The following is a 24,514-nucleotide window of genomic DNA, read 5'->3' as shown; positions in this document are numbered from 1 at the left end:
GGCGTCCGTCACCGAGCCCTGCTCAAGAGACCGAGCCGCCGGACCGAGGACGGACACCCCCCCCCCCCGCCCCCCCCCCCCCCCCCCCCCCCCCCCCGCCACCCCCCCCCCCCCCCCCGGCCCCCGCCCCCCCCGGCCCCCCGGGGGGGGGGGGGGGGGCCCCCCCCGGGGGGGGGGCGGCCGCCCCCCGCGCTTTTATCCCCCCCCCCCCCCCCCCCCCCCCGCCCCCCCCCCCCCCACCCCGGCCCCGCCCCCCAAGCGCACCGCACGCGCTACACAAGCCCCCACCGAACAGGCAGCTGCGCCGCAGGCACCAGGGGCGCGGGGAACTGCGCAAAACGCCAGCCCCCACCACCCCGCACCGCCCCCACGACCGAACCCGCGAAGACACCAGCCCCCACCACCCCGCACCGCCCTCACCACCGACCCGGTGGAGGGCCACCCCCTACGGGTCGTAGGGGACGTGCGCATGTCGTGTCATACCCCAGGTGTACATGGAGTTGGCTCCGTGGGCTGACGCATGCTCATGGCCGATTTGGTCAGATGGACACCACGGAAAACACCACTCCTCACCGATTCGGGTGAGAATGGCGGCTACGGGGTGGACGCACGGGAGTTGACAGCCGCCGCCGACGACGGAGGTAAGGCACACATGGCACCGTACGAATCCGACGACAGCGCGACCGCCGCTGACGCCGAGGAGCTGCGCGCGGCGCGCCGGCGCAAGGCCGCTCGATACGTCGTGCCGGCCACGGTGGTGGGGCTCGCGGCGGCGACCATCGGGCTCGTCCCGGCGCTCGCCGACTCCGGCGACCCCGACCTGCCGAAGATCAGCGCACAGGAACTCATCGAGAAGATCGCCGCCTTGGACGTACAGCAGCTGTCCGGCACGGTGAAGATCACCACGGACCTCGGCCTGCCGGACCTCGGCGGCCTGGAGAACTCGCTCGGCTCCGCCGCCGGACGCTCCGCCGCCGGACCCTCCGGCTCGGGCGACGGCTCGTCCGCCGACCCCTCCGGCAAGCTCACCGAGCTCGCCTCCGGCACCCACACCCTGCGCGTCGCGGCCGACGGCGAGAACCGGCAGAAGATCTCGCTGCTGGAGGACGCGGCCGAGTACAGCCTGATCCACAACGGCAAGGACGTCTGGGGCTACGACAGCAAGTCCAACTCGGTCTTCCACACCACGGCCTCCGAGAGCGACGGCAAGCAGAGGGAAGAACTCCCGGCCACGCCGAAGGACCTCGCCGAGGAGGCCCTGAAGGCCGCCGACAAGACCACGTCGGTCACGGTCGACGGCACCGCCCAGGTCGCGGGCCGGGACGCCTACCGCCTGGTCGTCAAGCCCAAGGACGACGGCTCGACGGTCGGCCAGATCACCGTGGCCGTGGACGCGAAGACCGGTCTGCCGCTGAAGTTCACCCTCACCCCGGCCAGCGGCGGCGCGGCCGTCGTGGACGTGGGCTTCACCCAGGTCAGCTTCGCCAGGCCGGCCGCCTCCACCTTCGACTTCACCCCGCCGAAGGGGGCCAAGGTCGAGGAGGAGGACGCGTCGAAGGCGCCCGGGCACTCCGAGGGCTTCGGCAAGGACCGGTCCGAGAAGTTCGGCAAGGGCGCGGCCGGCGGGTTCGGCGAGCACGGCCCCGAAGGCATGAACGTCATCGGGGACGGCTGGGACTCCATCGCCACCTTCGACACCGGCGGCCAGGGCGTGCCGTCCGGCTCCGAGGTCGGCGGTGACATCGGCGGCTTCCTGGACTCGCTCGGCGACAAGGTCTCCGGCGAGTTCGGCAAGGGCACCGTCTTCAAGACCCGCCTGATCAACGCCCTGATCACCGCCGACGGCAAGGTCTACGTCGGCGCGGTCACCAAGGACGCGCTGGTGAAGGCGGCCGACGCGGCGAAGTAGGTCCCCCGCGGGGCACGACGAATCGAGGGAGCCGATGGAGCAGCCGTCCGCCACGGAGCCGGACCCGGAGGGGTCGGACACCGGCGCAGGCGGTGGCGCGGGCGCGGACGAGGCCGCCATCCGCACCCGCGCCCTCACCAAGCGCTACCGCGGCGGACAGCTCGCCGTGGACGGTCTGGACCTGACCGTCCCGGCGGGCAGCGTCTTCGGCTTCCTCGGCCCGAACGGCTCCGGCAAGACCACCACCATCCGCATGCTGATGGGCCTCATCCAACCGACCTCCGGCTCGGCGCGGGTCCTGGGCCACCCCGTGCCGCGCGCCTCCCGGACCGTCCTGCCGCACGTCGGAGCGCTCATCGAGGGCCCGGCCCTCTACGGCTTCCTCTCCGGCCGCGACAACCTCGTCCGCTACGACGCCGCGGACCCGACCGCCGACCCGCGCACCCGGAGCACACGCGTGGCGGCCGCCCTGGACCGGGTGGGCCTCGCGGCCGCCGCCGGCAAGAAGGCCAAGGCGTACTCGCTGGGCATGAAACAGCGCCTCGGCCTGGCCGCGGCCCTCCTCCAGCCCCGCCGGCTCCTGGTCCTGGACGAACCGACCAACGGCCTGGACCCGCAGGGCATGCGGGAGATCCGGGCCCTGATCAGGGAGCTGGCCTCGGACGGCACCACCGTCTTCCTCTCCTCCCACCTCCTGGACGAGATCGAACAGGTCTGCACCCACGCGGCGGTGATGGCCCAGGGCCGCCTGATCACCCAGGGTCCGGTGGCCGACCTGGCGGCGGGGACCAGGGGACGCCTGGTGGTGACGACCCCGGACCCGGCGGAGGCGGCGCGGGTGCTGAAGGAGCGAGGGCTCTCGGACGTGGTGGTGGCGGACGACCGCGTCACCTGTGATCCACCCGACGATGACCTGGCCGACATCAACGCGGCGTTGGTGACGGCAGGGGTGCGGGTGCGCGGCTTCGCGGTGGAGCGGGCTTCCCTGGAGGAGGCTTTCGTGGCGCTGACGGGGGAGGGCTTCGATGTCGCAGGCTGAGGAGAAGGCTTCGCAGGGGCGTGGGGCCGTGTCGGAGGTGCGGCTGCCGCCGCGTGGGCGCGACGAGCCCCCACCGGCCGGAAGCCGCCGTACGACCTTCTACGGCACCCTCTTCCGCAACGAACTCCGCACCACCTTCCGACGCTGGCGCACCCTCGCCCTGCTCGCCGTACTGGCAGCCGTCCCGGTCCTCGTGGGCATCGCGGTGAAGATCGAGACCGGTGACGGCTCCTCGGCAGGCGGCGGCGGTGGCGGCGGACCCGCCTTCATCTCCCAGATCACCAACAACGGCCTCTTCCTGGTCTTCACCGCCCTCGCCGCGACCCTCCCGTTCTTCCTCCCGATGTCCGTCGGCGTCGTCGCGGGCGACGCGATCGCGGGCGAGGCCAACGCCGGCACCCTGCGCTACCTGCTGGTCGCCCCGGCGGGCCGCACCCGGCTGCTCCTCACCAAGTACGCGACGGTGATGACGTTCTGCCTGGTCGCCACCCTCGTGGTCGCCCTCTCGGCACTGGCGGCCGGCGCCGTCCTGTTCCCGCTCGGCGATCTGACGACGATCTCCGGCACGCGGATCACCTTCACGGAGGGCCTGGGAAGAGCACTGCTGATCGCCCTGGTGGTGGCCGTGTCACTGATGGGGGTGGCCGCCCTGGGCCTGTTCGTCTCGACCCTCACGAACAGCGGCATCGCGGCGATGGCCACGACGGTCGGCCTGCTGATCACGGTCCAGATCCTCGACCAGATCCCCCAACTGCACGCTCTCCAGCCGTACTTCTTCTCCCACTACTGGCTGTCCTTCGCCGACCTCATGCGAGAGCCGGTCTACTGGGACGACCTGGTGAGGAACCTCGGCCTCCAGGCGCTGTACGCGGCGGTGTTCGGCTCGGCGGCCTGGGCGCGGTTCACGGCGAAGGACATCACGGCGTGACCTGCTCGTAGGGGAACCTCGCGAGCGGGGCCTCCTGGGCGAAGAAGGTCTTCGCCCGGGCGAGGGCGTCGGTGTCCCGCAGGACGTCGCCGGGCTTGCTGCCGTTGCCGAGGAGCACCCCGCCGAAGCGCATCCCCATGTACGCGGCCGAGTTGTTGAGGGTGCCGATCAGCGGCTCGGCGACCTCGAACTCCTCGTGCGCCAGCGCGGTGACACCCCACAGCGTGCGCCCCGCCATGGTCGCCTTGAACTCGACGCCCGGCGTGCGCAGCCAGCCCGACCAGTGGTCGAGGTAGCGCTTGACGTGCGCGGAGACCGAGTACCAGTACAGCGGCGAGGCGATCACGATGTCCGTCGCCGCGAGCGTCGCGTCGAAGAGCAGGGCCGTGTTGCCGATCGTGGGACGCGTGTGGTCCGTGTCGTGCCGCAGGTCCTCGAAGTCGGGCAGCGGATGCTCCGCGAGGTCGATCCACTGCTGCTCGACGTCCGGCGGCAGTTGCTCGGCGGCCCGGCGGGCCAGCAGTTCGGTGTTGCCGTCGCTGCGGCTGCTGCCGAGCACGAACAGGAAACGGCGCGTCATGGGACTCTCCCGGCTGATCGGCGTACGGTATTTAGTCGCACGTGCATTATATGCGTACGCATTTACCTGTCCAGGGCCTCAGGCATGCGCCTGCGCCACCTCGGCCCCCGTCCGCGCCGCCTCCAGCAGGAGGGCCTCGCCCCCGTGCCGGGCCACGAGCTGAAGCCCCACCGGGCAGCCGTCGGGACCGAAACCGGCGGGGAGGCTGAGCGCCGGGTGCCCGGAGAGGTTGAACGCCCAGGTGAGAGCGGTGGAGTAGCGGTCACCCGGCCCCTCGTGGCCGTGCGGCGGACAGGGGGTCGTGGGCGTCATCAGCAGATCGGTGCCGGCGAAGACCTCCGCCAGCAGACGGTCGTTGGCCGCCCGGATCCGGTCGGCGTCCCGCAGCTCGGAGCCCGGGGTGCGCAGCGCGAGCCAGGCGGGAGCGGGGTCGTGCAGGCGGAACCGGGTGCGGGGGCGGGCGGGCCGTACGACACCGGCGTCCAGCAGCCGTCGGGCCGCCGCGTGGGCGATCCGGACGATCTCGGGGTCGGGGCCGGCGAAGCCGAGGTCGGGGGACCAGAGAGCGGTGGCGGCGAGGGTGGGGGACCTTTCCGGGTCGCGTCCGTCACGGCGGCTGACCCCGTCCCCGTCCCTGTCGCCGCCCGAGACCGCGTGCCAGTACGCGACCGCGTCACAGGCATGGCGGACGAGGACGCCGGGGGCGGTGAGGCCGGGGCGCCGGGGCGCGGTCCGGCCGGGGCCGGCCGAGGCGGCACGGGCGCTCGCACCACCGGCACCGGTGTCGGCACCATCGGCATCGGCCCGGGCACGGTCGGCACCGGTGCGGGCACGGCCGGCGTCCCCGTGCCCGAAGTTGGTGACCTTGAGGCCCATCACCCCGCACCAGGCCGCCGGGATCCGCACCGACCCCGCCCCGTCGCTCCCCGTCGCCATCGGGACGAGTCCTGCGGCCACCGCGGCCGCGGAGCCCGCCGAGGAACCGCCGGGGGTGCGGTCGGCGCGCCAGGGGTTGACGGTGCGGCCGTGGGCGCCGAGCCCCCAGGTCTGCCAGGCGGTTCCGGGACCGGGCACCGAGGTCGCGCCCACGGGTACGCACCCGGCTGCGAGGAGCGGTGCCGCACCGCGCAGCCCATGCCGCCCCTTCACCCCGATCGGCACCCCTGCGAGGGGCAGCCGCTCACCGGCGCCGACGCGGACGTCGATCTCGCGCGCCCGCCGCAGTGCCTCCTCCTCCCACACCTCGGCGAACGCGCACAGCTCCCGGTCCACGCGCCGGATCCGTTCCAGGGCGCGGGCGACGACGTCGACGGCCCGCAGCGAGCGCGAACGCACCGCAGCCGCCAGATCCGTGGCGGCGGCGGTGGCCGTCACGGGGCGCCGGCCCGGGTGAGCCGGGCCAGTGCCTCGGTGCCGCGCGGCGGCGTCCCGTCCAGGTCGCCGAGGCGCCACGCGCCGACCCAGGGCACGCGGTACACGTCGACCGCGGACTCGATCTCCTTGACCTGCTGGGCCAGCGGACGCGGAAGGCGGCCGGGAGCGTCCGCGACGAGCACGACGGCGTCGAGGTCCAGCCCCGGCGGGTGCTCCCCGCGCCGGAACAGCTCCAGGGCCCGGCGGGCGGCGTGCAGCCCCGCCGCGTGCGTACGGGCGACGAGCAGGACGGAGGCGGGGGCACCGGGGCCGGGCCAGTCGCGTCCGCAGTCGTGCCCGCCGTAGACGGCGGCCAGGGTGGAGACGCCGGCGCCGCCGTGCGTGCCGACCCACGCGAACCGCCTCCCGGCCGGGGCCACCGGCCCGCGGATCCAGATCTCCGGCCCCTGCTGCACGCTCTCCGCCTCTCGCCGCCCGTCGGTCCGCCCGTCCGCGCCCCGCTCCCGCCATCCCACCCGCCCCCCGCCTCCTGGAACAGGCCTGTGACAGCACGGTGACGTGAGAACCGGGGGCGAACGGAGAGACTCGACAGTACGTGCACGACCGTGAGGGATGAGGATGTCTCGACTCAGCCGCGACAAGAAGCGGGACCACCAGCGGGGGGCGACCCCGATCGACGTCCGCGTCCCCCTGACGGGTGAGTCCGCGACGGTGGCCGGCACACCGGTCACCGCGCCGCCCGGCGAGGAACTCCACCAGACCGTCCTGACCCACCTCCACCACCTCGCACTGAGCAGCGGCCACGCCGTTCACGCCACGATCCACGACGCCCGCATCGGCTACGTCGTCCCCCTGGAGGTCGCGACGGACGGCGCCAGCCGCTTCACCGCGGAGCCGGTACGGATGACTCCACCGGAGCCGGCGGACCAGGACCGGGACCGGGCCGCCGAACGGGGTGCGCCCGCGCCCGAGACAACCGGCGCCCGGCCCACACCGGCCGGCGCCGACGCGGAGCCGGCCGGGAACTCCTGGCCACCCGCGGCCCCCGCCCCGCGCGAACGGCCCCCGCATCTCCTGCGGCCGCTCGACGACTCCCCGCTCGACGACTCCCCGCAGGACGCCGAACCGGCCCCGACCCAGGTCCTGCGGCAGCTACCGGCCCTGCAGACGCCCGGTCCGGCCCAGGCCCCGGCTCCGGCCCCGGCCCCCGGGACGGTCGTACCGCCGACAGGCGAGTTCGGGCCGCCCCCTGTCATGGACGCGACCCCGGAAGCCGTCCGGCCCCCGCTGCCACCGGCCGGTCCCGCCCATGCGTCCGGCCCCTGGCCGACGGCCGGCGTCGCCCCGGCACCGGGCGCGTCGCGTCCCGGGTCCACCCCCATGCCGACGGCCGGTTTCGCCGCCGTCGTGCCCCAGCCGCTCCCGTCGGCCGCGCCCGCCCCGCGGCCGGCCGCCCCCCTCGTCGAACCGGTGCCGCTCCTGGACGATCCCGGCCCCAAGGTGACGCCCGTGCGGGGGTTCGACGCCGTGGCCGAGGCCGTCCTGGGGGAGGGCCTGGTGGTGGACGAGAGCGCGGTGCTCGCGGAGCCGGTCGGGCGGATCAGCGAGGCCGTCCGGGAGGGGCGGACCGACGCCGCCGCCGAGCTGGCGGAGCAGGTGGTCGGCGAGGCGTCCCGGACCCTGGGCGCCGAACACCCCGACGTGCTGCGGGTGCGCGAACTCGCCGCCTACATCGCCTACTTGGGCGGTGATCCCGACCGGGCCGCGGAGATCTCCCTCGACCTGGCCGAGATCCACCACCGCGCCGGGGACGCCGAGGCGGCCTACGGCAACGTGCAGAGCGCGGCCACCGCCTGGAAGGCCGTACGGGATCCCCTGCGCGGTCTGGCCCTCGGGCGCGAACTCATCACCCTGTGGACGGACCTGGCCGCCGGGGAGGGCCCGGCGGCCGAGGACCCCGCCCAACTGGAGTCGGCCCGCGCCCGGATGCCGCGCCTCGCGGAGCGCGCCCGGAACGCGGACCGGTAGCCCGGGGAAGGGCCGTCGCCGCGACCGTTACTGCGAGAGCTCCCACACCGCGTACGCCACCGCGTCACTGTTGCGGTCCAGGGCCGTGTCGTTGATGTTGGCCGTGGTGTCGCAGGACGAGTGGTAGCAGCGGTCGAAGGCCAGCCCCGCGGTCCCGCCCCACTTGGCCGCCTGCGCCGCCGTCTTGACGTAGTCGGCGCCGCTGAACAGCCCGCCCACCGGCACGCCCGCGTTCTTGAACGGCGCGTGGTCGGAGCGGCCGTCGCCCTCGGTCTCGATCTCGGTGGGGACGCCGAGACCGGCGTAGTACGTCTTGAAGGTCTTCTCGATGGCCGGGTCGTCGTCGTAGACGAAGTAGCCGGGGTTCGGCGAGCCGATCATGTCGAAGTTCAGGTAGCCGCTGATCCGCGAACGGTCCGTGGTGGACAGGCGGTTGACGTAGTAGCGGGAGCCGACCAGGCCCAGTTCCTCCGCGCCCCACCACGCGAATCTCAGGTGCTTGGTGGGGTGGTAGCCGGCCCGGGACACCGCGAGCGCGGTCTCCAGGACGGCCGCCGAACCGGAGCCGTTGTCGTTGATGCCCGCGCCCGCGGTCACGCTGTCGAGGTGCGAGCCGGACATGACCACCTGGCTGGTGTCGCCGCCCGGCCAGTCGGCGATCAGGTTGTAGCCGGTGCGGCCGGAGGACGTGAACTGGTGGACGGTGGTGGTGAATCCGGCGGCGTCGAGCTTGGCCTTCACGTAGTCGAGCGAGGCCTTGTAACCGGCGCGGCCGTGCGCGCGGTTGCCGCCGTTGGCGGTGGCGATGGACTGGAGCTGGGTCAGGTGCGCCTTCACGTTGGCCACCGGGATGTCCGGGGCCGCGGCCACCGCGGGCTGTCCCGCGGGGGCCGCGCCGGCTATGGATCCGCCGGCCAGGAGGGAGACGGTGGCGACGACGGCGGTGGCCGTGACGCGTCCGGGAACCGAGAGCTTCATGTGGGGGGCTCCGAATTCCGTGGGAACCCCTGACGTCACAGGGATTCCACAGCGAATGGGTGCCTGGATCGTGAAGCTGAGGTTGACTCACCGTCAAGGGCGGAATCCGGTCAGGGGAGTTCGCATACCGGACCGCGGGGGAGCGGCCGGGGGTCGGAGGAGCTCAGCAGGGGGGCCGGCGGAGATCGGCCGGGGTCAGTGGACGCAGAATTCGTTGCCCTCGGGGTCCGCCATCACGACCCACGCCCCCGACGGTTCGTTCACCTCGCGCAGCACACTCGCCCCGAGCCCCGTCAGGCGCTCCACCTCCGCCGCCCGTCGGCCCTCCCCGGGGTGCAGGTCGAGATGGAGCCGGTTCTTGACGGTCTTCGGCTCCGGTACACGCTGGAACAGCAGCCGCCGCCCGAGGCCCGTACCGCTGTCCTTGTCGTACGGGTCGTCCGGATGCCGTACGGCGACGAGGTCCCGGAAGGCCAGCCGGGCGTGGTACTCGACGGTGGCCTCGCGCGGCAGGGCACCGAGCTCCAGCAGCCGCTGGATCAGGGCGTCGTTGTCCTCGGTCTCGTAGTGCAGCGCGGCGGCCCAGAAGTCGGCCTGGGCGTGCGGGTCGCCGGCGTCGACGACCAGTTTCCAGTGCAGGGGTGCGGGTGCGGTCTGCGTCATGAAGCCACTTATAGCCGCGAACGAGGTCGCGCGCTGTCCTAGATGCCGTCGGAACGACGGCCGGAGCGGTTGCTCGTCGCCCGGCGAGCTGATCGCGTCCTACGGCCGGGCGGCGGGCGAGTCCAACGGCTCCGCGCCGCGCGCGGTCACACCCTCCGCCTTCCGTACGGCGGCGCCGGCCGTGCCCGTGGCCATGGAGGCACCGGCCCCGCCGATCCCCCTCCTGAACGTCCGCGCGGTGCGCAGGGCGTCCCAGGTGAGCAGCGTCAGCGCGAGCCAGACCAGCGCGAACCCGGCCCAGCGCTCGGGCGGCATGGCCTCGTGGAAGTAGAAGATGCCGAGCAGGAACTGGAAGACCGGGGCCAGGTACTGCAACAGCCCGAGCGTGGACAGCGGCACCCGGATCGCCGCGGCGCCGAAGCAGACCAGCGGGAGCGCGGTGACGATGCCGGTCGAGGCGAGCAGCGCCGCGTGCCCCGGGCCCTCGGCGGCGAAGCTGAGGTCGCCCCGGCCGCTGAGCCAGAGGAGGTAGCCGAGCGCGGGCAGGAACTGGATCGCGGTCTCGGCGGCCAGCGACTCGACCCCGCCCAGGTTGACCTTCTTCTTGACCAGGCCGTAGGTGGCGAAGGAGAAGGCGAGGGTGAGGGAGATCCACGGCGGCCTGCCGTAGCCCACGGTGAGGACGAGCACGGCGGCGGCGCCGATCCCGACCGCCGCCCACTGCACGCGCCGCAGCCGCTCCTTCAGCAGCAGCACGCCCATGGCGATGGTGACCAGCGGGTTGATGAAGTACCCGAGCGAGGCCTCGACGACGTGGCCGCTGTTGACGGCCCAGATGTAGACGCCCCAGTTCACGGTGATGACGGCGGCGGCCACGGTGACGAGCGCCAGCCTGCGGGGCTGCCGCAGCAGCTCACCGGCCCAGGCCCAGCGCCGTACGACGACGAGCGCGACGGCCACGAAGACGAGCGACCACACCATCCGGTGGGCGAGGATCTCGGCCGCCCCGGCCGGCTTGAGCAGCGGCCAGAACAGGGGCACGAGTCCCCACATCCCGTACGCGGCGAAGCCGTTCAGCAGACCTATGTGCCGCTCGCCTCTCGACTTCACGGGCTTTCCTCCTCGCACTGTGCTCGCCTGCAAGAAGGTAACGCCGAGCACCCCCGGCTGTCATGCCCGTATCGCCATACGGTCATGACAGCCGGGGGTGGTCGTTCAAGGGCCCGCCGGGGGAGTGTCAGTTCTTGAGCGCGGCCTCGATCGACGCGGCGATCGGAGTGGCGGGGCGGCCGGTCAGCCGGGCCAGGTCGCCGGAGGTGATGACCAGCTCGCCCTTCTCGATGGAGGCGTCGACCCCGGCGAGGATCTCGGCGAAGGGGGCGGGCACCCCGGCGCCGGTCAGGATGCCGGTGAAGGCGTCGACGGAGACGGCGTTGTAGCCGATCTCCCGCCCGGTCTGCCTGCTCAGCTCGGCCGCGTACTCGGCGAAGCCCCAGGGCTCGTCGCCGCCGAGCTCGTACGTCGAGTTCTCGTGGCCCTCGCCGGTCAGCACGGCGACCGCGGCGGCCGCGTAGTCGGCGCGCGAGGCGGTGGAGACACGACCGTCACCGGCGGCCTGGACGACGACACCGTGCTCCAGGACGGGGGCGAGGTTCTCGGTGTAGTTCTCGTTGTACCAGCTGTTGCGCAGCAGCGAGTAGGGCAGACCGGAGGCGAGCAGCGCCTCCTCGGTGGCCCGGTGGTCGTCGGCGAGCGCGGCGGTCAGGGTGCCGGGGGCGCTGGTGTACGCGAGGAGCGCCACGCCCGCGGCCTTGGCGGCGTCGATGACGACCTGGTGCTGGGCGGGGCGGCCCTTGTCGAACTCGTTGCCGGAGATCAGCAGCACCTTGTCACCGGCCGCGAAGAGGTGGTCGAAGGTCTCGGGGCTGTTGTAGTCCGCGACGGCGATCTTGACACCCTTCTCGGCGAGGTCGGCGGCCTTCTCCGGGGTGCGGACGACGGCGGTGACCTGCTCGGCGGGAACCTTCTCGAGCAGCTGCTCGACGACGTGACGGCCGAGGTGTCCGGTGGCTCCGGTGACGACGATGCTCATGGTGTCCGATCTCCTTGTGGGGTGCGTTGCCACTAACCCTAGGGGAGGCGCTAACTGAACGAAAGTACCCACTTTGAAGTAAGGTACTGGCATGACGGTAAGTGTGGAGAAGATGCTGGCGGAGGCGGCGAGGGCGTCGGGCGAGGAGATGTGCCCCCACCGCCTGGTCCTGGAACACGTGACGAGCCGCTGGGGTGTCCTGGTCCTGCTCCACCTCCTGGACCGCCCCCACCGCTTCAGCGAACTCCGCCGCGCGATCGGCCGGGTGAGCGAGAAGATGCTGACCCAGACCCTCCAGACCCTGGAACGCGACGGCCTGGTCCACCGCAACGCCAAGCCGGTGATCCCACCCCGGGTGGACTATTCGTTGACGGACCTGGGCCGAGAAGCCGCCGAGCAGGTACGCGGCCTCGCGGAGTGGACGACGCGGCGGATGGGCGCGGTGCAGGAGGCGCGGGAGGTGTACGACGCGCGGAAGAGGGGTTCTGAGCGGCAGTGATGTGCCCGCATGCGATGCTCGCGCAACGTATGACGCCGAAGCTTGACGGGAACATTCACGGTAGGGCGTTGGTCGACCGAGCACTGCGTCCCTCCATGCGCCCCCTGTCCGCCTCCCGCGCCGCATTGTGCTGCCCGGCATGCTGGAGACGGGATGCTTGTCCACCCGCACGCCGGCCTCGGTACCGCTCGCTAGGTGATCGACCGGCGTCTGGACGCCTGAGTCGGGGGTTCGCTGTGGCCACTGAGAATCCGGATGCGCGCAGGATCGGTTCTCCAGCAGAGGCTGGAACCCAGGAGGAACTCCTGGAGAACATACTTCGGCAACTCGCGGCGCTCAACGACGAGATCCGCAAAGCCAATCTGATTCAGTTGCATCGCATCATGGCCGACCAGACGGGGCGTGCGCTGGGTGATCCCGCTCTTGCGGAAGCCATGAGTACGCTGCCCGGCCTGTCGGAGAGCAGGCGGCGACAGGTGCTGTTTGTGAATGCCCAGTACAGCGCGATCTTGCTGCACCACCGCTTGGGCGCCTTTGATTGGGAGGAGCTGATCGGATATCTCCGAGTGTGGTGTTCAAACGCTGTGTTCCAGGACTACTGGGACATGACGGGGGATGCTCGCAGAGCTCTCGCGCGCGAGTCGCTGGAGGCGCGGGTGGGGCGGGCCGTGGACGAGATGATGGAAGAGATCGCCAGTGGCCGTGAGTGGTGGGTGGTCGGCAGCTCAGGCGAGTGAGGTAGGTCAAACGAGTGAAGTGAGCTGCCCTGAGTGCCGGTTGATGCTTAACTAGCGCCCTGCGTCGTGTCTCCACACGAGAGCAGACTTCCCCGCTCCCGCCTGTGAACATAGAGGGCCCCGCGTGCACAGCGAATTCCCCGTAGTCAGTTTCGTCCGTCGACTCGGGGATTCGCCCCGCCAACGAGGAAGTATGTCCGGTGAGAACTGCCCCGACATCCTGGAGCTGAGTGACGGCAGCTTCGCGATCATCGGCACCGATCGCACCGACGAACTCGACGGACAGCTTCCCTCCGATGCGTCCCGGGCCGACTACGAACGCATCGTTGTGATTACCCGGGAGACCCTCCTCCGCGCCAAGCGGGACATCCCCGACGCGTGACGGCAAAGGGCCCGGAAGCCGAGTAGCGTCCGGGCCCTCCGCGTGCCGTGCGGTCGGTCAGCCCACCACAGTCCAGGTGTCCCCGCCCGCCAGCAACGCCCCCAGATCCCCCTTGCCGTTCTGTTCGATCGCCGCGTCCAGTTGGTCCGACATCTGGGTGTCGTACACCGGGCGGTCCACCGAGCGGAAGACGCCGATCGGGGTGTGGTGCAGCGTGTCCGGGTCGGCCAGGCGGGACAGGGCGAAGGCGGTCGTCGGAGACGACGCGTGCGCGTCGTGGACCAGGATCTGCGACTCGTTCGACGGCGTCACCGGGACCACCTTCAGGTCACCCGTGGCCGGATCCCGGACCACGCCCTTCGACAGGTCCGCGCCGAAGCGGATCGGCTGCCCGTGCTCCAGCCGGATCACCGCCTCCTCCGCCTGCTGCTTGTCCTTCAGCGCCTCGAAGGCACCGTCGTTGAAGATGTTGCAGTTCTGGTAGATCTCGATCAGGGCCGTGCCGGGGTGGGCGGCAGCCTCCCGCAGCACCGACGTGAGGTGCTTGCGGTCCGAGTCCACCGTCCGCGCCACGAAGGACGCCTCCGCACCGAGGGCGAGGGACACCGGGTTGAAGGGCGCGTCCAGGGAGCCCATCGGCGTCGACTTCGTGATCTTGCCGACCTCGGAGGTCGGGGAGTACTGCCCCTTCGTCAGCCCGTAGATCCGGTTGTTGAACAGCAGGATCTTCAGGTTCACGTTCCGGCGCAGGGCATGGATCAGGTGGTTGCCGCCGATCGAGAGGGCGTCCCCGTCACCGGTGACCACCCACACCGACAGGTCCCGCCGCGATGCCGCCAGCCCTGTCGCGATCGCCGGCGCCCGCCCGTGGATGGAGTGCATGCCGTACGTGTTCATGTAGTACGGGAAGCGGGAGGAACAGCCGATGCCGGAGACGAAGACGATGTTCTCCTTGGCCAGGCCCAGCTCCGGCATGAAGCCCTGGACCGCCGCGAGGATCGCGTAGTCACCGCAGCCGGGGCACCAGCGGACTTCCTGGTCGCTCTTGAAGTCCTTCATGCTCTGGCGCGCCTCGGCCTTGGGGACGAGCGAGAGCGCCTCGATCGTGCCCGTGCCTTCCGTGGACGTCTCAGCCATCGATGGCCTCCTTCAGAGCCGTGGCGAGCTGTTCGGCCTTGAACGGCATGCCGTTGACCTGGTTGTAGCTGTGCGCGTCGACCAGGTACTTCGCCCTCACCAGGGTCGCGAGCTGCCCCAGGTTCATCTCCGGGATGACGACCTTGTCGTACGCCCTGAGCACCGCGCCCAGGTTGCGCGGGAAGGGGTTGAGGTGGCGCAGGTGGGCCTGCGCGATCGACTCGCCGGCCGTCCGCAGCCGCCGTACCGCGGCCGTGATGGGGCCGTACGTCGATCCCCAGCCCAGCACCAGCGTGCGCGCCTCGTGCGGGTCGTCGACCTCCAGATCCGGTACGTCGATCCCGTCGATCTTGGCCTGGCGGGTACGGACCATGAAGTCGTGGTTGGCCGGGGCGTAGGAGATGTTCCCGGACCCGTCCTCCTTCTCGATGCCGCCGATGCGGTGTTCGAGACCGGGTGTGCCGGGCACGGCCCAGGGGCGGGCGAGGGTCTGCGGGTCGCGCTTGTAGGGCCAGAAGACCTCGGTGCCGTCGTCGAGGGTGTGGTTCGGGCCCTGCGCGAACTGCACGGTCAGGTCGGGGAGCTCGTCCAGCTCCGGGATGCGCCACGGCTCCGAGCCGTTGGCCAGGTAGCCGTCCGAGAGCAGCATCACCGGTGTGCGGTACGTCAGCGCGATCCGGGCCGCCTCCAGCGCCGCGTCGAAGCAGTCGGCCGGGGTGCAGGGGGCCACGATCGGCACCGGCGCCTCGCCGTTGCGCCCGAACATCGCCTGGAGGAGATCCGCCTGCTCGGTCTTGGTCGGCAGGCCGGTCGAGGGGCCGCCTCGCTGGATGTCGATCACGAGGAGCGGCAGCTCCAGGGAGACCGCGAGGCCGATGGTCTCCGACTTCAGCGCCACGCCGGGACCGGACGTGGTCGTCACGGCCAGCGACCCGCCGAAGGCCGCGCCCAGCGCCGCGCCGATCCCGGCGATCTCGTCCTCGGCCTGGAAGGTCCGTACGCCGAAGTTCTTGTGCTTGCTGAGCTCGTGCAGGATGTCCGAGGCCGGGGTGATCGGGTACGAGCCCAGGAACAGCGGCAGGTCCGCCTGCCGGGACGCGGCGACCAGCCCGTAGGACAGCGCGAGGTTCCCGGAGATGTTGCGGTAGGTGCCGACCGGGAAGGCCTTCGTGGCCGGGGCGATCTCGTAGGAGACCGCGAAGTCCTCGGTCGTCTCGCCGAAGTTCCAGCCCGCCCGGTACGCCGCCAGGTTCGCCTCGGCGATCTCCGGCTTCTTCGCGAACTTCGTCCGCAGGAACCTCTCCGTGCCCTCGGTGGGCCGGTGGTACATCCACGACAAGAGGCCGAGCGCGAACATGTTCTTGCTGCGCTCGGCCTCCTTGCGGCTGAGGTCGAAATCCTTGAGGGCCTCGACGGTCAGCGTGGTCAGGGGGACCGGATGAAGGCTGTACCCGTCGAGCGAGCCGTCCTCCAGCGGCGAGGCCGCGTACCCCACTTTCTGCATCGCCCGTTTGGTGAACTCGTCCGTGTTGACGATGATCTCCGCGCCGCGCGGCAGATCGGCGATGTTCGCCTTCAGGGCGGCCGGGTTCATGGCCACGAGGACGTTCGGCGCGTCACCCGGCGTGAGGATGTCGTGGTCGGCGAAGTGGAGCTGGAAGGAGGAGACACCGGGCAGGGTTCCGGCAGGGGCCCGGATCTCGGCGGGGAAGTTGGGAAGGGTGGACAGGTCGTTGCCGAAGGACGCCGTCTCCGAGGTGAAACGGTCACCTGTGAGCTGCATCCCGTCGCCGGAGTCGCCCGCGAAACGAATGATCACCCGGTCGAGGCGGCGGACGTCCTTCACGCCGGCCCCTTTGCGCTGCTCTCCCACGACGGCTTCGTCGGCCTGCTCCGCTGGGCTGCTGACCTGACTGGTCACTGAACTGGACCTCCCTCGAGGCGGCTGTTCGGGAGCGGCCTTCCCGCAGGCCTTCCCAGGATCAACCCTACGACCGCAGGGGTCGCCTTCCCTCGGCCATTCGCATGATGGACGTGGTTCCGAGACGTTACAAAGACCTGACTTGTCATGCTTTTCTCGCCCCCCGGCGCTTTCCTCGAAGACGCTCCCTCGTCGTTCTCCGGTTCTCGGTCCCGGGCGGCCCGCTGCCCTGTCGGCCGGCCGCCGCCGCCCTGGCGTCCGACACGGTGTCGGACGGTCAGGAGTTCAGATAGGTCAGCACCGCCAGCACCCGCCGGTGGTCCCCGTCGCTCGGTGACAGCCCGAGCTTCAGGAAGATGTTGCTGACGTGCTTCTCCACGGCCCCGTCGCTCACGACGAGCTGCCGCGCGATCGCCGAATTGGTGCGCCCCTCGGCCATCAGTCCCAGGACCTCCCGCTCCCGGGGCGTGAGATGGGCGAGCACGTCCTGCTTCCGGCTGCGTCCCAGGAGCTGGGCGACCACCTCGGGGTCGAGGGCGGTGCCGCCCTCGGCCACCCGCACCACCGCGTCCACGAACTCACGCACCTCCGCGACCCGGTCCTTGAGCAGGTACCCCACCCCGCGGCTGGACCCGGCCAGCAGCTCGGTGGCGTACCGCTCCTCCACGTACTGCGACAGTACGAGTACCCCGAGTCCGGGATGTGCCTTGCGCAGTTGTACGGCGGCTCGCACGCCCTCGTCCGTGTGCGTCGGAGGCATCCGCACATCGGCGACCACGACGTCGGGCAGCTCGCCCTGGGCGTCCAGCTCACCGATGGTCTTGATCAGGGCCTCCCCGTCGCCCACTCCGGCCACGACGTCGTGCCCGCGGTCGGTCAGCAACCGGGTCAGGCCCTCCCGCAGCAGCACTGAATCCTCGGCGATGACCACCCGCACCTTGTCCTCCACGACTCTCGGCCCCCCAGCCCACTGCCTGCCCGTCCACCGGACAGGTTCAGCATTCCAGCATTCGGATGCGGAGGGGGGCGGGCAACGGGATTAGAGGGACCCAGATACGAACAAAGGCCCGAGAGCAGGGGGTCGGGGACGGATTCCGGCCACTGTCCAGGCCGGGGTCGAAGGGGCAGCGCCCCTGGGGGAGCCCCTGGGGGAGGGGACGGGCAGGGGTCGGGCAAGGGCGGCGGAGGTGATAACCCCCACCGCCCGTTCACGCAGAACCCGTCACACCCGCTCGCCCCGCCACGGCAGCTCCGCGGTCACCCGGGTCGGCCCTCCGACAGGCGAATCGACCACCAGGATCCCGTCGACCGCGTCCAGCCGCTCCGCAAGACCCGCGAGCCCCGACCCGGCGGACACATCGGCGCCGCCCACCCCGTTGTCCACGACCTGGAGCATGAGCCGGTTCTCCACCCGCCACACGTCCACCGCGGCGAACGTCGCCCGGGAGTGCTTGCTGATGTTCTGGAGCAGCTCGGAGACCGTGAAGTACGCGATCCCCTCGATCGCCGGCGCCGGCCGCGAGGGCAGATCCACCTCCACCTGGACCGGCACCGTGCAGCGCGAGGCGACCGACGAGAGGGCCGCGTCCAGCCCCCGGTCCGTCAGCACCGCCGGGTGAATCCCCCGCGCCAGATCGCGCAGCTCCTGGAGGGCCGTCTTCACCTCGCCGTGCGCCTCGTCCACCATCCGGGCGGCCGCCGCGGGATCCTCCGTGAGCTTCTCCTTCGCCAGCCCCAGGTCCATGGCCAGCGCCACCAGCCGGGCCTGCGCCCCGTCGTGCAGGTCACGCTCGATGCGCCGCAGGTCCGCGGCCGCCGTGTCCACCACGACCCCGCGGTCCGACTCCAGCTCCACCACCCGCGCCGACAGCTTGGTCGGCCCCAGCAGCCCGTGCACCATGACCCGGTCCACCGTGGTCAGCGCCCGCACGATCCACGGCGTGGCCAGCGTGAACAACAGTCCCACCAGCGCGGTCACACCGATCTCGAACGGGTTGTCCAGGTAGATGTGGTGGGTCTCGTCGCCGTAGAGCTGAAGCCCGTCCTGACCGACGTACGCCGGGAAGACCCAGAACCACAGCGGGTACGTCAGCAGCGCCCAGCCGTACACCCAGAAGTTCACCGCGACGACGAAGGAGAACAGCGCCCACGGCAGGTGCACCACGGAGTACAGCAGCGTCCGCCACGACGTCCCGCTCTTGAGGACGGCCCCGATCCATCCCATGAACCCGGACTTCCGCATCCTGAGCGGTTCCGGGTCGCCGACCTCCAGACCCAGCAGCCCGCGCGCCCGTGCCCGCTCCAGCGCCCCGAGCCCACGGCAGCCGGCGAGCCCGGCCGCGAAGACCGGGATCCCGAGGAAGGTCACCAGGAGTCCGGCGCCCAGCGAGATCATCGTGACGGCGTAGGCGAACATCAGGACGCTGATCGGCAGGCTCAGCAGCACATAGCCGAACTCCCGCCAGCTCCGTCCCTCGAACGGCGCCCGCAGCCCGGCCGGCACCCGCTGCCGCCGTGCCGTCCCGGGGAACCCGAGCCCACTGTCGTACCCGTAGTCCGTGGCCATCGACGTCGTCCTTCTTCTCTCGTCCCGCGCCTGTGGTGTCGTACCTCCACCCTGCTGGACCGCAGCTCAACGGACCATGGAGGCCGTCGGCGTCTTGGAAGGGGGGTTTTCCCCACCCCCTTCCCCCGTGCCTACGACCGTTCCGCGACCCGGTCCCGCCACGGCAGCTCCGCCGTGACGACCGTCGGGCCGCCCGGCGGGGAGTCGATGACGAACAGCCCGTCGACCGCGTCGAGGCGCTCCGCGAGCCCGCGCATACCGGTGCCGCCGTCCAGCCGGGCACCGCCGCGGCCGTCGTCCCACACCTGGATGAGCAGCCGGTCCTCGGCCCGCCACACGTCCACCGACGCCGACCGGGCCCCGCTGTGCTTGCTGATGTTCTGGAGCAGCTCGGAGACCGTGAAGTACGCGATGCCCTCGATCGCCGCGACCGGCCGCGCGTCGAGATCGGCGGTCACCTTCACCGGCACCGTGCAGCGCGAGGCCACCGACGAGAGGGCGGCGTCGAGCCCGCGGTCGGTCAGCACGGCCGGGTGGATGCCCCGCGCCAGATCCCGCAGCTCCTGGAGGGCCAGTTTCACCTCGCCGTGCGCCTCCTCGACCATCGCCTGCGCGTACTCCGGGTCCTCCAGGAGCTTCTCCTTCGCGAGGCCGAGCCCCATGGCGAGATTGACGAGCCGGGCCTGCGCCCCGTCGTGCAGATCGCGCTCGATGCGCCGGAGATCGGCGGCGGCCGTGTCGACCACGACCCCCCGGTCCGACTCCAGTTCGGCGATACGGCGTTCCAGCTCGTCGGAGGGCGACAGCAGCCCGCGCACCATCGCCCGGTCCACGTTGGCGAGGCCCCGCGCGATGAACGGCAGCACCGGCCACAGCACGAACAACGAGGGCAGCGTGATCGTGAAGGTGAGCACACCCCAGGGCAGCCGGATGAAGTCGTACAGCACCGTCCGCCAGCCCACCGGGTCCTTCACCCCCAGCCACAGCTGGGCGAAGAAGCCGTCGCCGCCGTTCCTGGTGCGCCACGGCAGCGGGCTCGGTTCGTCCACCCGCACCCCGAGCAGCGCCCGGGCCCGCGCCCGCTCCAGCTTGCCGAGCTGCCGGGCGCCCAGCAGGCCCGCCGCGAGCAGCGGGAACCCGATCACCGTGACGGTCAGCCAGAAGCCGGTGAACAGCACCGTCACGACGTAGGTGAAGCCGAGGATCGACACCGGGAGGTTCGCCAGGAGATGGGCGATCTCCTTCCAGGTGTGCACGTCGTAGGCGAAGCGGGCCGGAGGCGGCCGGCCGTCGTCGGTTCCGCCGTCTCTGCCGGTGATCACGGCACGGCTCGGAGTCGAGTGGCGTTCGGTCATATGGGCTAGCGTGCCGCGCGGGACCGCCGCGCGCCATGAGGCGGACCGCCGCGGTGTGCGGGGGAAAACCCCACCTCGGCCTTTCGAATGGCCTTCCTCGGGTGACGGGCTGCTTACCGTCCCTTTATCAGGGCCTAGACTCCCGTGCGTACAGATCGTCGAACAGTGTCTTCGCATGATCAACGTGGCCGACGTGATCAGTGTCTTCACAGGGAGCGAGGGGCGGACGTGCCGGAACCGACCGTCGTCGATGCAACCGTCGTCGATCCGACCGTCGTGGCGGCGGACTACTTCCAGTCGTACTCGGTCGTCGGACTGCTCGCCGTCGTCGGTGTGCTGTTCGTCGCGGTCGCCTTCGGCGCCGGACGGCTGCTGCGACCCGTGGTCCCCACCCCCGAGAAGCTCCTGACGTACGAGTGCGGAGTCGACCCCGTCGGCGAGGGCTGGGCCCACACCCAGGTCCGCTACTACGTCTACGCCTTCCTCTACGTCATCTTCGCCGTCGACTCGATCTTCCTGTTCCCGTGGGCCACGGTCTTCGCGGCACCCGGCTACGGCGCGACCACCCTCGTCGAGATGTTCGTCTTCCTCGGCTTCCTCGCCGTGGGACTGCTGTACGCGTACAAGAAGGGTGTCCTGGCATGGACGTGACCCCCTCGGAACCTGTCCTGCTCCCGGAGCCGAAACGACTGGGCGCCCTCGCCCGGCTCGCCCCCGAGCCGATGAAGGTGATCCTCAACTGGGGCCGCCGGTACTCCCTCTGGGTCTTCAACTTCGGTCTCGCCTGCTGCGCCATCGAGTTCATCGCCGCGTCCATGGCCCGCCACGACTTCATCCGTCTCGGCGTCATCCCGTTCGCCCCGGGCCCGCGCCAGGCCGACCTGATGGTCGTCTCCGGCACGGTCACCGACAAGATGGCACCCGCGGTCAAGCGCCTGTACGAGCAGATGCCGGAGCCGAAGTACGTCATCTCCTTCGGCGCGTGCAGCAACTGCGGCGGCCCGTACTGGGACTCCTACTCCGTCACCAAGGGCGTCGACCAGATCATCCCCGTCGACGTCTACGTCCCCGGCTGCCCGCCCCGCCCCGAGGCCCTGCTCCAGGGAATCCTGAAGCTCCAGGAGAAGATCGCCAGGGAGTCGCTGGGGGAGCGGTACGGGACGCCCACGGCCCGCCCGTCGACGGCAGCGCTCCAGAGCGGCTTGGTCAGCCCGCCGGCGCCCGCCTCGCGTGAGCGTGAGGGGGACGCACAGTGACCGCCGTCGGCTGGCTCCCCGCCCCCGCCGAGGAACTCTTCGGCCCCGAGGCCACCGCCGAGGAGTCCTACGAGGTCCTGACGGTCGACGTCCCGCCCACCGCCTGGCTCACCGCACTGCGTGTCGCCCGCGACGAACTGGGCTGCACCTACTTCGACTGGCTCAGCGCCGTCGACGAACCCGGCACCGGGTTCCGCGTGGCCGCCCACGTGGCGGCCCTCTCGCCGGTACGACGCCTGCTCCTGCGCACCACGATCCCCCACGAGACCCCGGTGCTGTCCACCGCCGTCGACATCTACGCCGGCGCCGCCTGGCACGAGCGCGAGACCCACGAGATGTTCGGCGTCACCTTCGAGGGCCACCCCTCCCTGGACCACCTCCTGCTGCCGGAGACCTTCGAGGGCCACCCCCTCCGCAAGGACTTCGTCCTGGCGGCCCGCGTCGCCAAGGCCTGGCCCGGCGCCAAGGAACCGGGCGAGTCCGAGCACGGCGGCCCCAAACGCCGCCAGATGCTCCCCCCAGGAGTCCCCGACCCCAACGAATGGGGCCCCCTGAAGGGCCAACTCCCCCCGGCCCCCGCCCGCCCCACCCGCACACCATCAGCAGACCGCCCCACCCGCCGGACCCGCTCAGCAGCAGCGGGCTCGGCGAGCCAGGGGGAGGGGGCTGGGGCGCCGGGTGCGGGTGCCGACGCTGCGGGCGCTGCGGGTGCGGGTGCCGCCGGCGTATCGGGTGCTCCGGGTGCTTCCGGCGTTTCGGGTGCGGCGGCTGGTCCGCGTCGGGCGCGTTCGGCTGCGGAAGGGTCGGTGAGCCAGACGGAGGGGGCTGGGGCGCGGGGTGCGGGTGCGAGTGCCGCCGGCGCTTCGGGTGTTTCGGGTGCGGCGGCTGGTCCGCGTCGGGCGCGTTCGGCCGCCGAAGGGTCCGTGAGTCAGACGGCGGCGTCGGGTGCGTCGGGGCCGGCACGGGCGGTGAGCGGCGGTCCGCGTCGGGCGCGTTCGGCCGCGGAAGGGTCGGCGAGCCAGACGGGCGCGTCAGGGAGCACGAGCGCAGAGGGCTCGGTGAGTCCGACGGCGGTCGGGAACTCGGGCGCGTCCGGCGCTGGTCAGCGCCCTGCGGGTACGGCGGACGAGGGCTCGGCGGGTCAGGCCGCGCCCGGCACGGGGCAGGGCGCCGGCCCGGCCTCGCCGACAGGTGGTCCCCGGCGCGCACGTACCGCCTCGCAGGGTTCGGTGAGCCAGACGGCAGCAGGAGCCGACGGCACCGGCGCCGGTTCGGCAGCCCCGGCTGGCACCACGCCCCGGTCGGAGTCACCGGCGACGGACTTGGTCGCGCCCGCGTCGGGTGACCCGGCTGAGGGATCACCGGCACGCGCGTCGCAGAGCCCTGCGCCTGACGCGTCCGCCCCGGCCTCGGGAGCCCCGGCGTCTGGTGCGCCCGCACCGCAGGCCCCGGAAGCGGCCACAGGCGGTGCTCCCCGCGGTCCCCGCCGGGCACGGACAGCCTCGGGCGGCTCCGCGAGTCAGAGGGCCACCACGACCGGCTCCGCTGCGTCGACCGACGACACGACCACGAACCCCGCGGCACCGAAGCCCGCCACGGCCCCCCGCAGCCCGGACGCGCCGTGGCACCACGCCCGCCCGGCCTTCGACGACCCGGAACCGAAGCGAACCGCCACTCCCGACGACACCGGCGTCTCCGAACGCCCCGCCACGGCCAAGGACAGCGGAACTCCCTCCGAGCGTCCCGAGCAGCCCGGCGCGCACAAGAACTCCGGGGAACCATCGGCGTCGGTGAAACCGGCTCCGGCGAATGCTCCGGCTGCCGAAGAACCCACGGCTGCCGAAGGCCGTACCGGGGCCCAGGAGTCCGCGGCCGCCGAGACCTCCCCGGTCCGGGAGGAGCCGACGGGCCCCGAGGAGCCGTCCTCAGCGGAGCCTTCGAGTTCCGAGCACACCGAGGAGCCCAAGGAGCTTAAGGAGCCCAAGGCCACCGAAAACCCGGCCTCGGACACCCCGACGCCCGGGCACCCCACCCCGGACAAGCCCGCCAGCCCCGAACCCCCCACCCCGGACAACCCCGGCAACCCCGCAGGAGGCCCGCAGTGAACGACGCTCTCGACGTCGCCCTGCGACTCCTGATCGTCTTCGTCGTCTTCCTCACCTTCCCCCTGATCGTTGGTCAGACCGAGCACAAGGTGATGGCCCACATGCAGGGCCGCCTGGGCCCGATGTACGCCGGCGGCTTCCACGGCTGGGCCCAACTCGTCGCGGACGGCGTGAAGTTCGCCCAGAAGGAAGACGTCGTCCCGGCGGGCGCGGACCGCCGTGTCTTCCAACTCGCCCCCGCCGTCGCCCTCCTGCCCTACCTGGTCGTCCTCCTCGCGATCCCGATCGGCCCCGGCGAGGGCGCCGTCGGCGAGGTGGTCGACGCCGGTGTGTTCTTCGTGCTCGCCGTGATGGGCGTGGGCGTCCTCGGCTCCCTGATGGCCGGCTGGGCCTCCGCCAACAAGTTCTCCCTCCTCGGGGGCCTGCGCACCGCCGCACAGCTCCTCGCCTACGAACTCCCGATGCTCCTCACCGCCGCCTCGGTGGCGATGGCGGCCGGAACCGTCTCCCTCCCCGGCATCCTCGACGCCTTCGAGTGGTGGTGGCTGCCCTGGCAGATCGTCGGCGCGATCGTCTTCTTCGTGGCCGGACTCGCCGAACTCCAGCGCCCTCCCTTCGACATGCCGGTCGCCGACTCGGAGATCATCTTCGGCGCCTACACCGAGTACACCGGCCTGCGTTTCGCCCTGTTCCTCCTCGCCGAGTACGCCGGGATCGTCGTCCTGTGCGGCCTGACCACCGTCCTCTTCCTGGGCGGCTGGCACGGCCCCTGGGGCGCCGACGGGCTCGGCTGGGTCTGGACCCTCCTCAAGACGGCCGTGCTCGCCTTCGTCGTCATCTGGCTCCGCGTGACCTACCCCCGCCTGCGCGAGGACCAGCTCCAGAAACTCTCCTGGACCCTCCTCGTCCCCCTCTCCCTCGCCCAGATCGCCCTCACCGGCATCGTCAAGGTGGTGATCCAGTAA

General features: G+C 71.8%; 23 protein-coding genes. 11 read left to right on the top strand and 12 right to left on the bottom strand.

The window, feature by feature from the left end; genetic code table 11:
* Nucleotides 1-652: 652 nt before the first annotated feature.
* The 3 genes from ACIQJT_RS30415 to ACIQJT_RS30405 are packed head-to-tail and all read left to right on the top strand — an operon-like array spanning nucleotide 653 to nucleotide 3,876.
* The gene (locus ACIQJT_RS30415) at nucleotides 653-1,909 is read left to right on the top strand and encodes an outer membrane lipoprotein carrier protein LolA (protein ID WP_402648857.1); all 1,257 of its coding nucleotides are present in this window, start codon (nucleotides 653-655) and stop codon (nucleotides 1,907-1,909) included.
* Between the two features lie 34 nt (nucleotides 1,910-1,943).
* Nucleotides 1,944-2,948, top strand: a complete 1,005-nt coding sequence (locus ACIQJT_RS30410) for an ABC transporter ATP-binding protein (RefSeq protein WP_402648854.1) — start codon at nucleotides 1,944-1,946, stop codon at nucleotides 2,946-2,948.
* Entirely contained in the window at nucleotides 2,935-3,876 is a 942-nt protein-coding gene (locus ACIQJT_RS30405; protein ID WP_402648851.1) for an ABC transporter permease, read from the top strand. The genes ACIQJT_RS30410 and ACIQJT_RS30405 overlap by 14 nt, the downstream gene beginning before the upstream one ends.
* Here ACIQJT_RS30405 and ACIQJT_RS30400 read toward each other — a convergent pair.
* The 3 genes from ACIQJT_RS30400 to ACIQJT_RS30390 form a co-directional block, all read right to left on the bottom strand.
* Nucleotides 3,866-4,456 (bottom strand): NAD(P)H-dependent oxidoreductase, encoded by a 591-nt coding sequence (locus ACIQJT_RS30400; protein ID WP_365462106.1) that lies wholly within the window; start codon nucleotides 4,454-4,456, stop codon nucleotides 3,866-3,868. The two genes, ACIQJT_RS30405 and ACIQJT_RS30400, sit on opposite strands and share 11 nt — an antisense overlap.
* 78 nt (nucleotides 4,457-4,534) lie before the next feature.
* Nucleotides 4,535-5,830, bottom strand: coding sequence for an amidase family protein (locus ACIQJT_RS30395; RefSeq protein WP_402648848.1), 1,296 nt, complete (start codon nucleotides 5,828-5,830; stop codon nucleotides 4,535-4,537).
* The gene (locus ACIQJT_RS30390) at nucleotides 5,827-6,285 is read right to left on the bottom strand and encodes a DUF6668 family protein (protein WP_402648893.1); all 459 of its coding nucleotides are present in this window, start codon (nucleotides 6,283-6,285) and stop codon (nucleotides 5,827-5,829) included. The genes ACIQJT_RS30395 and ACIQJT_RS30390 overlap by 4 nt, the downstream gene beginning before the upstream one ends.
* A 163-nt stretch (nucleotides 6,286-6,448) precedes the next feature.
* Here ACIQJT_RS30390 and ACIQJT_RS30385 point away from each other — a divergent pair, with 163 nt between their 5' ends.
* Complete coding sequence (locus ACIQJT_RS30385; protein WP_402648845.1) at nucleotides 6,449-7,858, top strand: hypothetical protein; 1,410 nt, start codon at nucleotides 6,449-6,451, stop codon at nucleotides 7,856-7,858.
* Nucleotides 7,859-7,885: 27 nt separating this feature from the next.
* Here the strand turns inward: ACIQJT_RS30385 and ACIQJT_RS30380 are convergent, their stop codons facing one another.
* The 4 genes from ACIQJT_RS30380 to ACIQJT_RS30365 form a co-directional block, all read right to left on the bottom strand.
* Entirely contained in the window at nucleotides 7,886-8,836 is a 951-nt protein-coding gene (locus ACIQJT_RS30380) for a M28 family metallopeptidase (RefSeq protein ID WP_402648843.1), read from the bottom strand.
* Between the two features lie 195 nt (nucleotides 8,837-9,031).
* Nucleotides 9,032-9,499, bottom strand: a complete 468-nt coding sequence (locus ACIQJT_RS30375) for a VOC family protein (protein ID WP_365462113.1) — start codon at nucleotides 9,497-9,499, stop codon at nucleotides 9,032-9,034.
* Nucleotides 9,500-9,598: 99 nt separating this feature from the next.
* Nucleotides 9,599-10,609, bottom strand: a complete 1,011-nt coding sequence (rarD, locus tag ACIQJT_RS30370; protein WP_402648840.1) for an EamA family transporter RarD — start codon at nucleotides 10,607-10,609, stop codon at nucleotides 9,599-9,601.
* A gap of 127 nt (nucleotides 10,610-10,736) precedes the next feature.
* Nucleotides 10,737-11,591: an SDR family oxidoreductase gene (locus ACIQJT_RS30365; RefSeq protein ID WP_402648838.1), complete on the bottom strand. Its 855-nt coding sequence runs from the start codon at nucleotides 11,589-11,591 to the stop codon at nucleotides 10,737-10,739.
* Between the two features lie 91 nt (nucleotides 11,592-11,682).
* Between ACIQJT_RS30365 and ACIQJT_RS30360 the strand changes: the two genes are divergently transcribed.
* The 3 genes from ACIQJT_RS30360 to ACIQJT_RS30350 all read left to right on the top strand — a co-directional run bounded on the left by ACIQJT_RS30360 (nucleotide 11,683) and on the right by ACIQJT_RS30350 (nucleotide 13,209).
* Complete coding sequence (locus ACIQJT_RS30360) at nucleotides 11,683-12,090, top strand: winged helix-turn-helix transcriptional regulator (RefSeq protein WP_402648836.1); 408 nt, start codon at nucleotides 11,683-11,685, stop codon at nucleotides 12,088-12,090.
* Nucleotides 12,091-12,326: 236 nt separating this feature from the next.
* Nucleotides 12,327-12,827: a DUF6082 family protein gene (locus tag ACIQJT_RS30355; RefSeq protein ID WP_365462121.1), complete on the top strand. Its 501-nt coding sequence runs from the start codon at nucleotides 12,327-12,329 to the stop codon at nucleotides 12,825-12,827.
* A 193-nt stretch (nucleotides 12,828-13,020) separates the two neighbouring features.
* Nucleotides 13,021-13,209, top strand: coding sequence for a hypothetical protein (locus ACIQJT_RS30350; protein WP_350768938.1), 189 nt, complete (start codon nucleotides 13,021-13,023; stop codon nucleotides 13,207-13,209).
* A 57-nt stretch (nucleotides 13,210-13,266) separates the two neighbouring features.
* On the opposite strand, the gene ACIQJT_RS30345 is transcribed toward ACIQJT_RS30350, so the two are convergent.
* From ACIQJT_RS30345 to ACIQJT_RS30325, 5 genes are all read right to left on the bottom strand, one after another.
* Nucleotides 13,267-14,346 (bottom strand): 2-oxoacid:ferredoxin oxidoreductase subunit beta, encoded by a 1,080-nt coding sequence (locus ACIQJT_RS30345; protein WP_402648833.1) that lies wholly within the window; start codon nucleotides 14,344-14,346, stop codon nucleotides 13,267-13,269.
* Nucleotides 14,339-16,267 (bottom strand): 2-oxoacid:acceptor oxidoreductase subunit alpha, encoded by a 1,929-nt coding sequence (locus tag ACIQJT_RS30340; protein ID WP_365462125.1) that lies wholly within the window; start codon nucleotides 16,265-16,267, stop codon nucleotides 14,339-14,341. Before ACIQJT_RS30340 ends, ACIQJT_RS30345 begins: the two co-directional genes overlap by 8 nt.
* 277 nt (nucleotides 16,268-16,544) lie before the next feature.
* Nucleotides 16,545-17,204, bottom strand: a complete 660-nt coding sequence (locus ACIQJT_RS30335; protein ID WP_028808164.1) for a response regulator transcription factor — start codon at nucleotides 17,202-17,204, stop codon at nucleotides 16,545-16,547.
* Between the two features lie 285 nt (nucleotides 17,205-17,489).
* Nucleotides 17,490-18,833, bottom strand: a complete 1,344-nt coding sequence (locus ACIQJT_RS30330; protein ID WP_402648830.1) for a sensor histidine kinase — start codon at nucleotides 18,831-18,833, stop codon at nucleotides 17,490-17,492.
* Nucleotides 18,834-18,964: 131 nt separating this feature from the next.
* Nucleotides 18,965-20,188, bottom strand: coding sequence for a sensor histidine kinase (locus ACIQJT_RS30325; protein ID WP_402648827.1), 1,224 nt, complete (start codon nucleotides 20,186-20,188; stop codon nucleotides 18,965-18,967).
* Between the two features lie 228 nt (nucleotides 20,189-20,416).
* On the opposite strand from ACIQJT_RS30325, the gene ACIQJT_RS30320 reads away from it, so the two are divergent.
* Genes ACIQJT_RS30320 through ACIQJT_RS30305 form a run of 4 tightly spaced genes read left to right on the top strand, consistent with a single transcriptional unit; the run spans nucleotide 20,417 to nucleotide 24,514 of the window.
* A complete protein-coding gene (locus ACIQJT_RS30320) occupies nucleotides 20,417-20,839 on the top strand; it encodes an NADH-quinone oxidoreductase subunit A (protein WP_352390636.1) in 423 nt (140 codons plus the stop codon).
* Nucleotides 20,830-21,444: an NADH-quinone oxidoreductase subunit B gene (locus tag ACIQJT_RS30315; protein ID WP_402648824.1), complete on the top strand. Its 615-nt coding sequence runs from the start codon at nucleotides 20,830-20,832 to the stop codon at nucleotides 21,442-21,444. Before ACIQJT_RS30320 ends, ACIQJT_RS30315 begins: the two co-directional genes overlap by 10 nt.
* The gene (locus ACIQJT_RS30310) at nucleotides 21,441-23,549 is read left to right on the top strand and encodes an NADH-quinone oxidoreductase subunit C (protein WP_402648821.1); all 2,109 of its coding nucleotides are present in this window, start codon (nucleotides 21,441-21,443) and stop codon (nucleotides 23,547-23,549) included. Before ACIQJT_RS30315 ends, ACIQJT_RS30310 begins: the two co-directional genes overlap by 4 nt.
* On the top strand, nucleotides 23,546-24,514 hold the full coding sequence (locus ACIQJT_RS30305) for an NADH-quinone oxidoreductase subunit H (RefSeq protein WP_402648818.1): 969 nt from the start codon (nucleotides 23,546-23,548) through the stop codon (nucleotides 24,512-24,514). The genes ACIQJT_RS30310 and ACIQJT_RS30305 overlap by 4 nt, the downstream gene beginning before the upstream one ends.

The sequence above is a fragment of the Streptomyces sp. NPDC091972 genome (genome assembly GCF_044756385.1).
Classification (GTDB): domain Bacteria; phylum Actinomycetota; class Actinomycetes; order Streptomycetales; family Streptomycetaceae; genus Streptomyces.
Note: the sequence above shows the minus strand (reverse complement) of the source record. Positions and strands in the feature narration are given on the sequence as shown.

What these genes read in the sequence shown, in the direction of transcription:
- ACIQJT_RS30380 (WP_402648843.1), bottom strand. Translation starts at nt 8,836, where the DNA reads ATGAAGCTCTCGGTTCCCGGACGCGTCACGGCCACCGCCGTCGTCGCC.
- ACIQJT_RS30375 (WP_365462113.1), bottom strand. Translation starts at nt 9,499, where the DNA reads ATGACGCAGACCGCACCCGCACCCCTGCACTGGAAACTGGTCGTCGAC.
- ACIQJT_RS30350 (WP_350768938.1), top strand. Translation starts at nt 13,021, where the DNA reads ATGTCCGGTGAGAACTGCCCCGACATCCTGGAGCTGAGTGACGGCAGC.
- ACIQJT_RS30360 (WP_402648836.1), top strand. Translation starts at nt 11,683, where the DNA reads ATGACGGTAAGTGTGGAGAAGATGCTGGCGGAGGCGGCGAGGGCGTCG.
- ACIQJT_RS30405 (WP_402648851.1), top strand. Translation starts at nt 2,935, where the DNA reads ATGTCGCAGGCTGAGGAGAAGGCTTCGCAGGGGCGTGGGGCCGTGTCG.
- ACIQJT_RS30345 (WP_402648833.1), bottom strand. Translation starts at nt 14,346, where the DNA reads ATGGCTGAGACGTCCACGGAAGGCACGGGCACGATCGAGGCGCTCTCG.
- ACIQJT_RS30325 (WP_402648827.1), bottom strand. Translation starts at nt 20,188, where the DNA reads ATGACCGAACGCCACTCGACTCCGAGCCGTGCCGTGATCACCGGCAGA.
- ACIQJT_RS30415 (WP_402648857.1), top strand. Translation starts at nt 653, where the DNA reads ATGGCACCGTACGAATCCGACGACAGCGCGACCGCCGCTGACGCCGAG.
- ACIQJT_RS30385 (WP_402648845.1), top strand. Translation starts at nt 6,449, where the DNA reads ATGTCTCGACTCAGCCGCGACAAGAAGCGGGACCACCAGCGGGGGGCG.
- ACIQJT_RS30315 (WP_402648824.1), top strand. Translation starts at nt 20,830, where the DNA reads ATGGACGTGACCCCCTCGGAACCTGTCCTGCTCCCGGAGCCGAAACGA.
- ACIQJT_RS30410 (WP_402648854.1), top strand. Translation starts at nt 1,944, where the DNA reads ATGGAGCAGCCGTCCGCCACGGAGCCGGACCCGGAGGGGTCGGACACC.
- ACIQJT_RS30400 (WP_365462106.1), bottom strand. Translation starts at nt 4,456, where the DNA reads ATGACGCGCCGTTTCCTGTTCGTGCTCGGCAGCAGCCGCAGCGACGGC.
- ACIQJT_RS30330 (WP_402648830.1), bottom strand. Translation starts at nt 18,833, where the DNA reads ATGGCCACGGACTACGGGTACGACAGTGGGCTCGGGTTCCCCGGGACG.
- ACIQJT_RS30365 (WP_402648838.1), bottom strand. Translation starts at nt 11,591, where the DNA reads ATGAGCATCGTCGTCACCGGAGCCACCGGACACCTCGGCCGTCACGTC.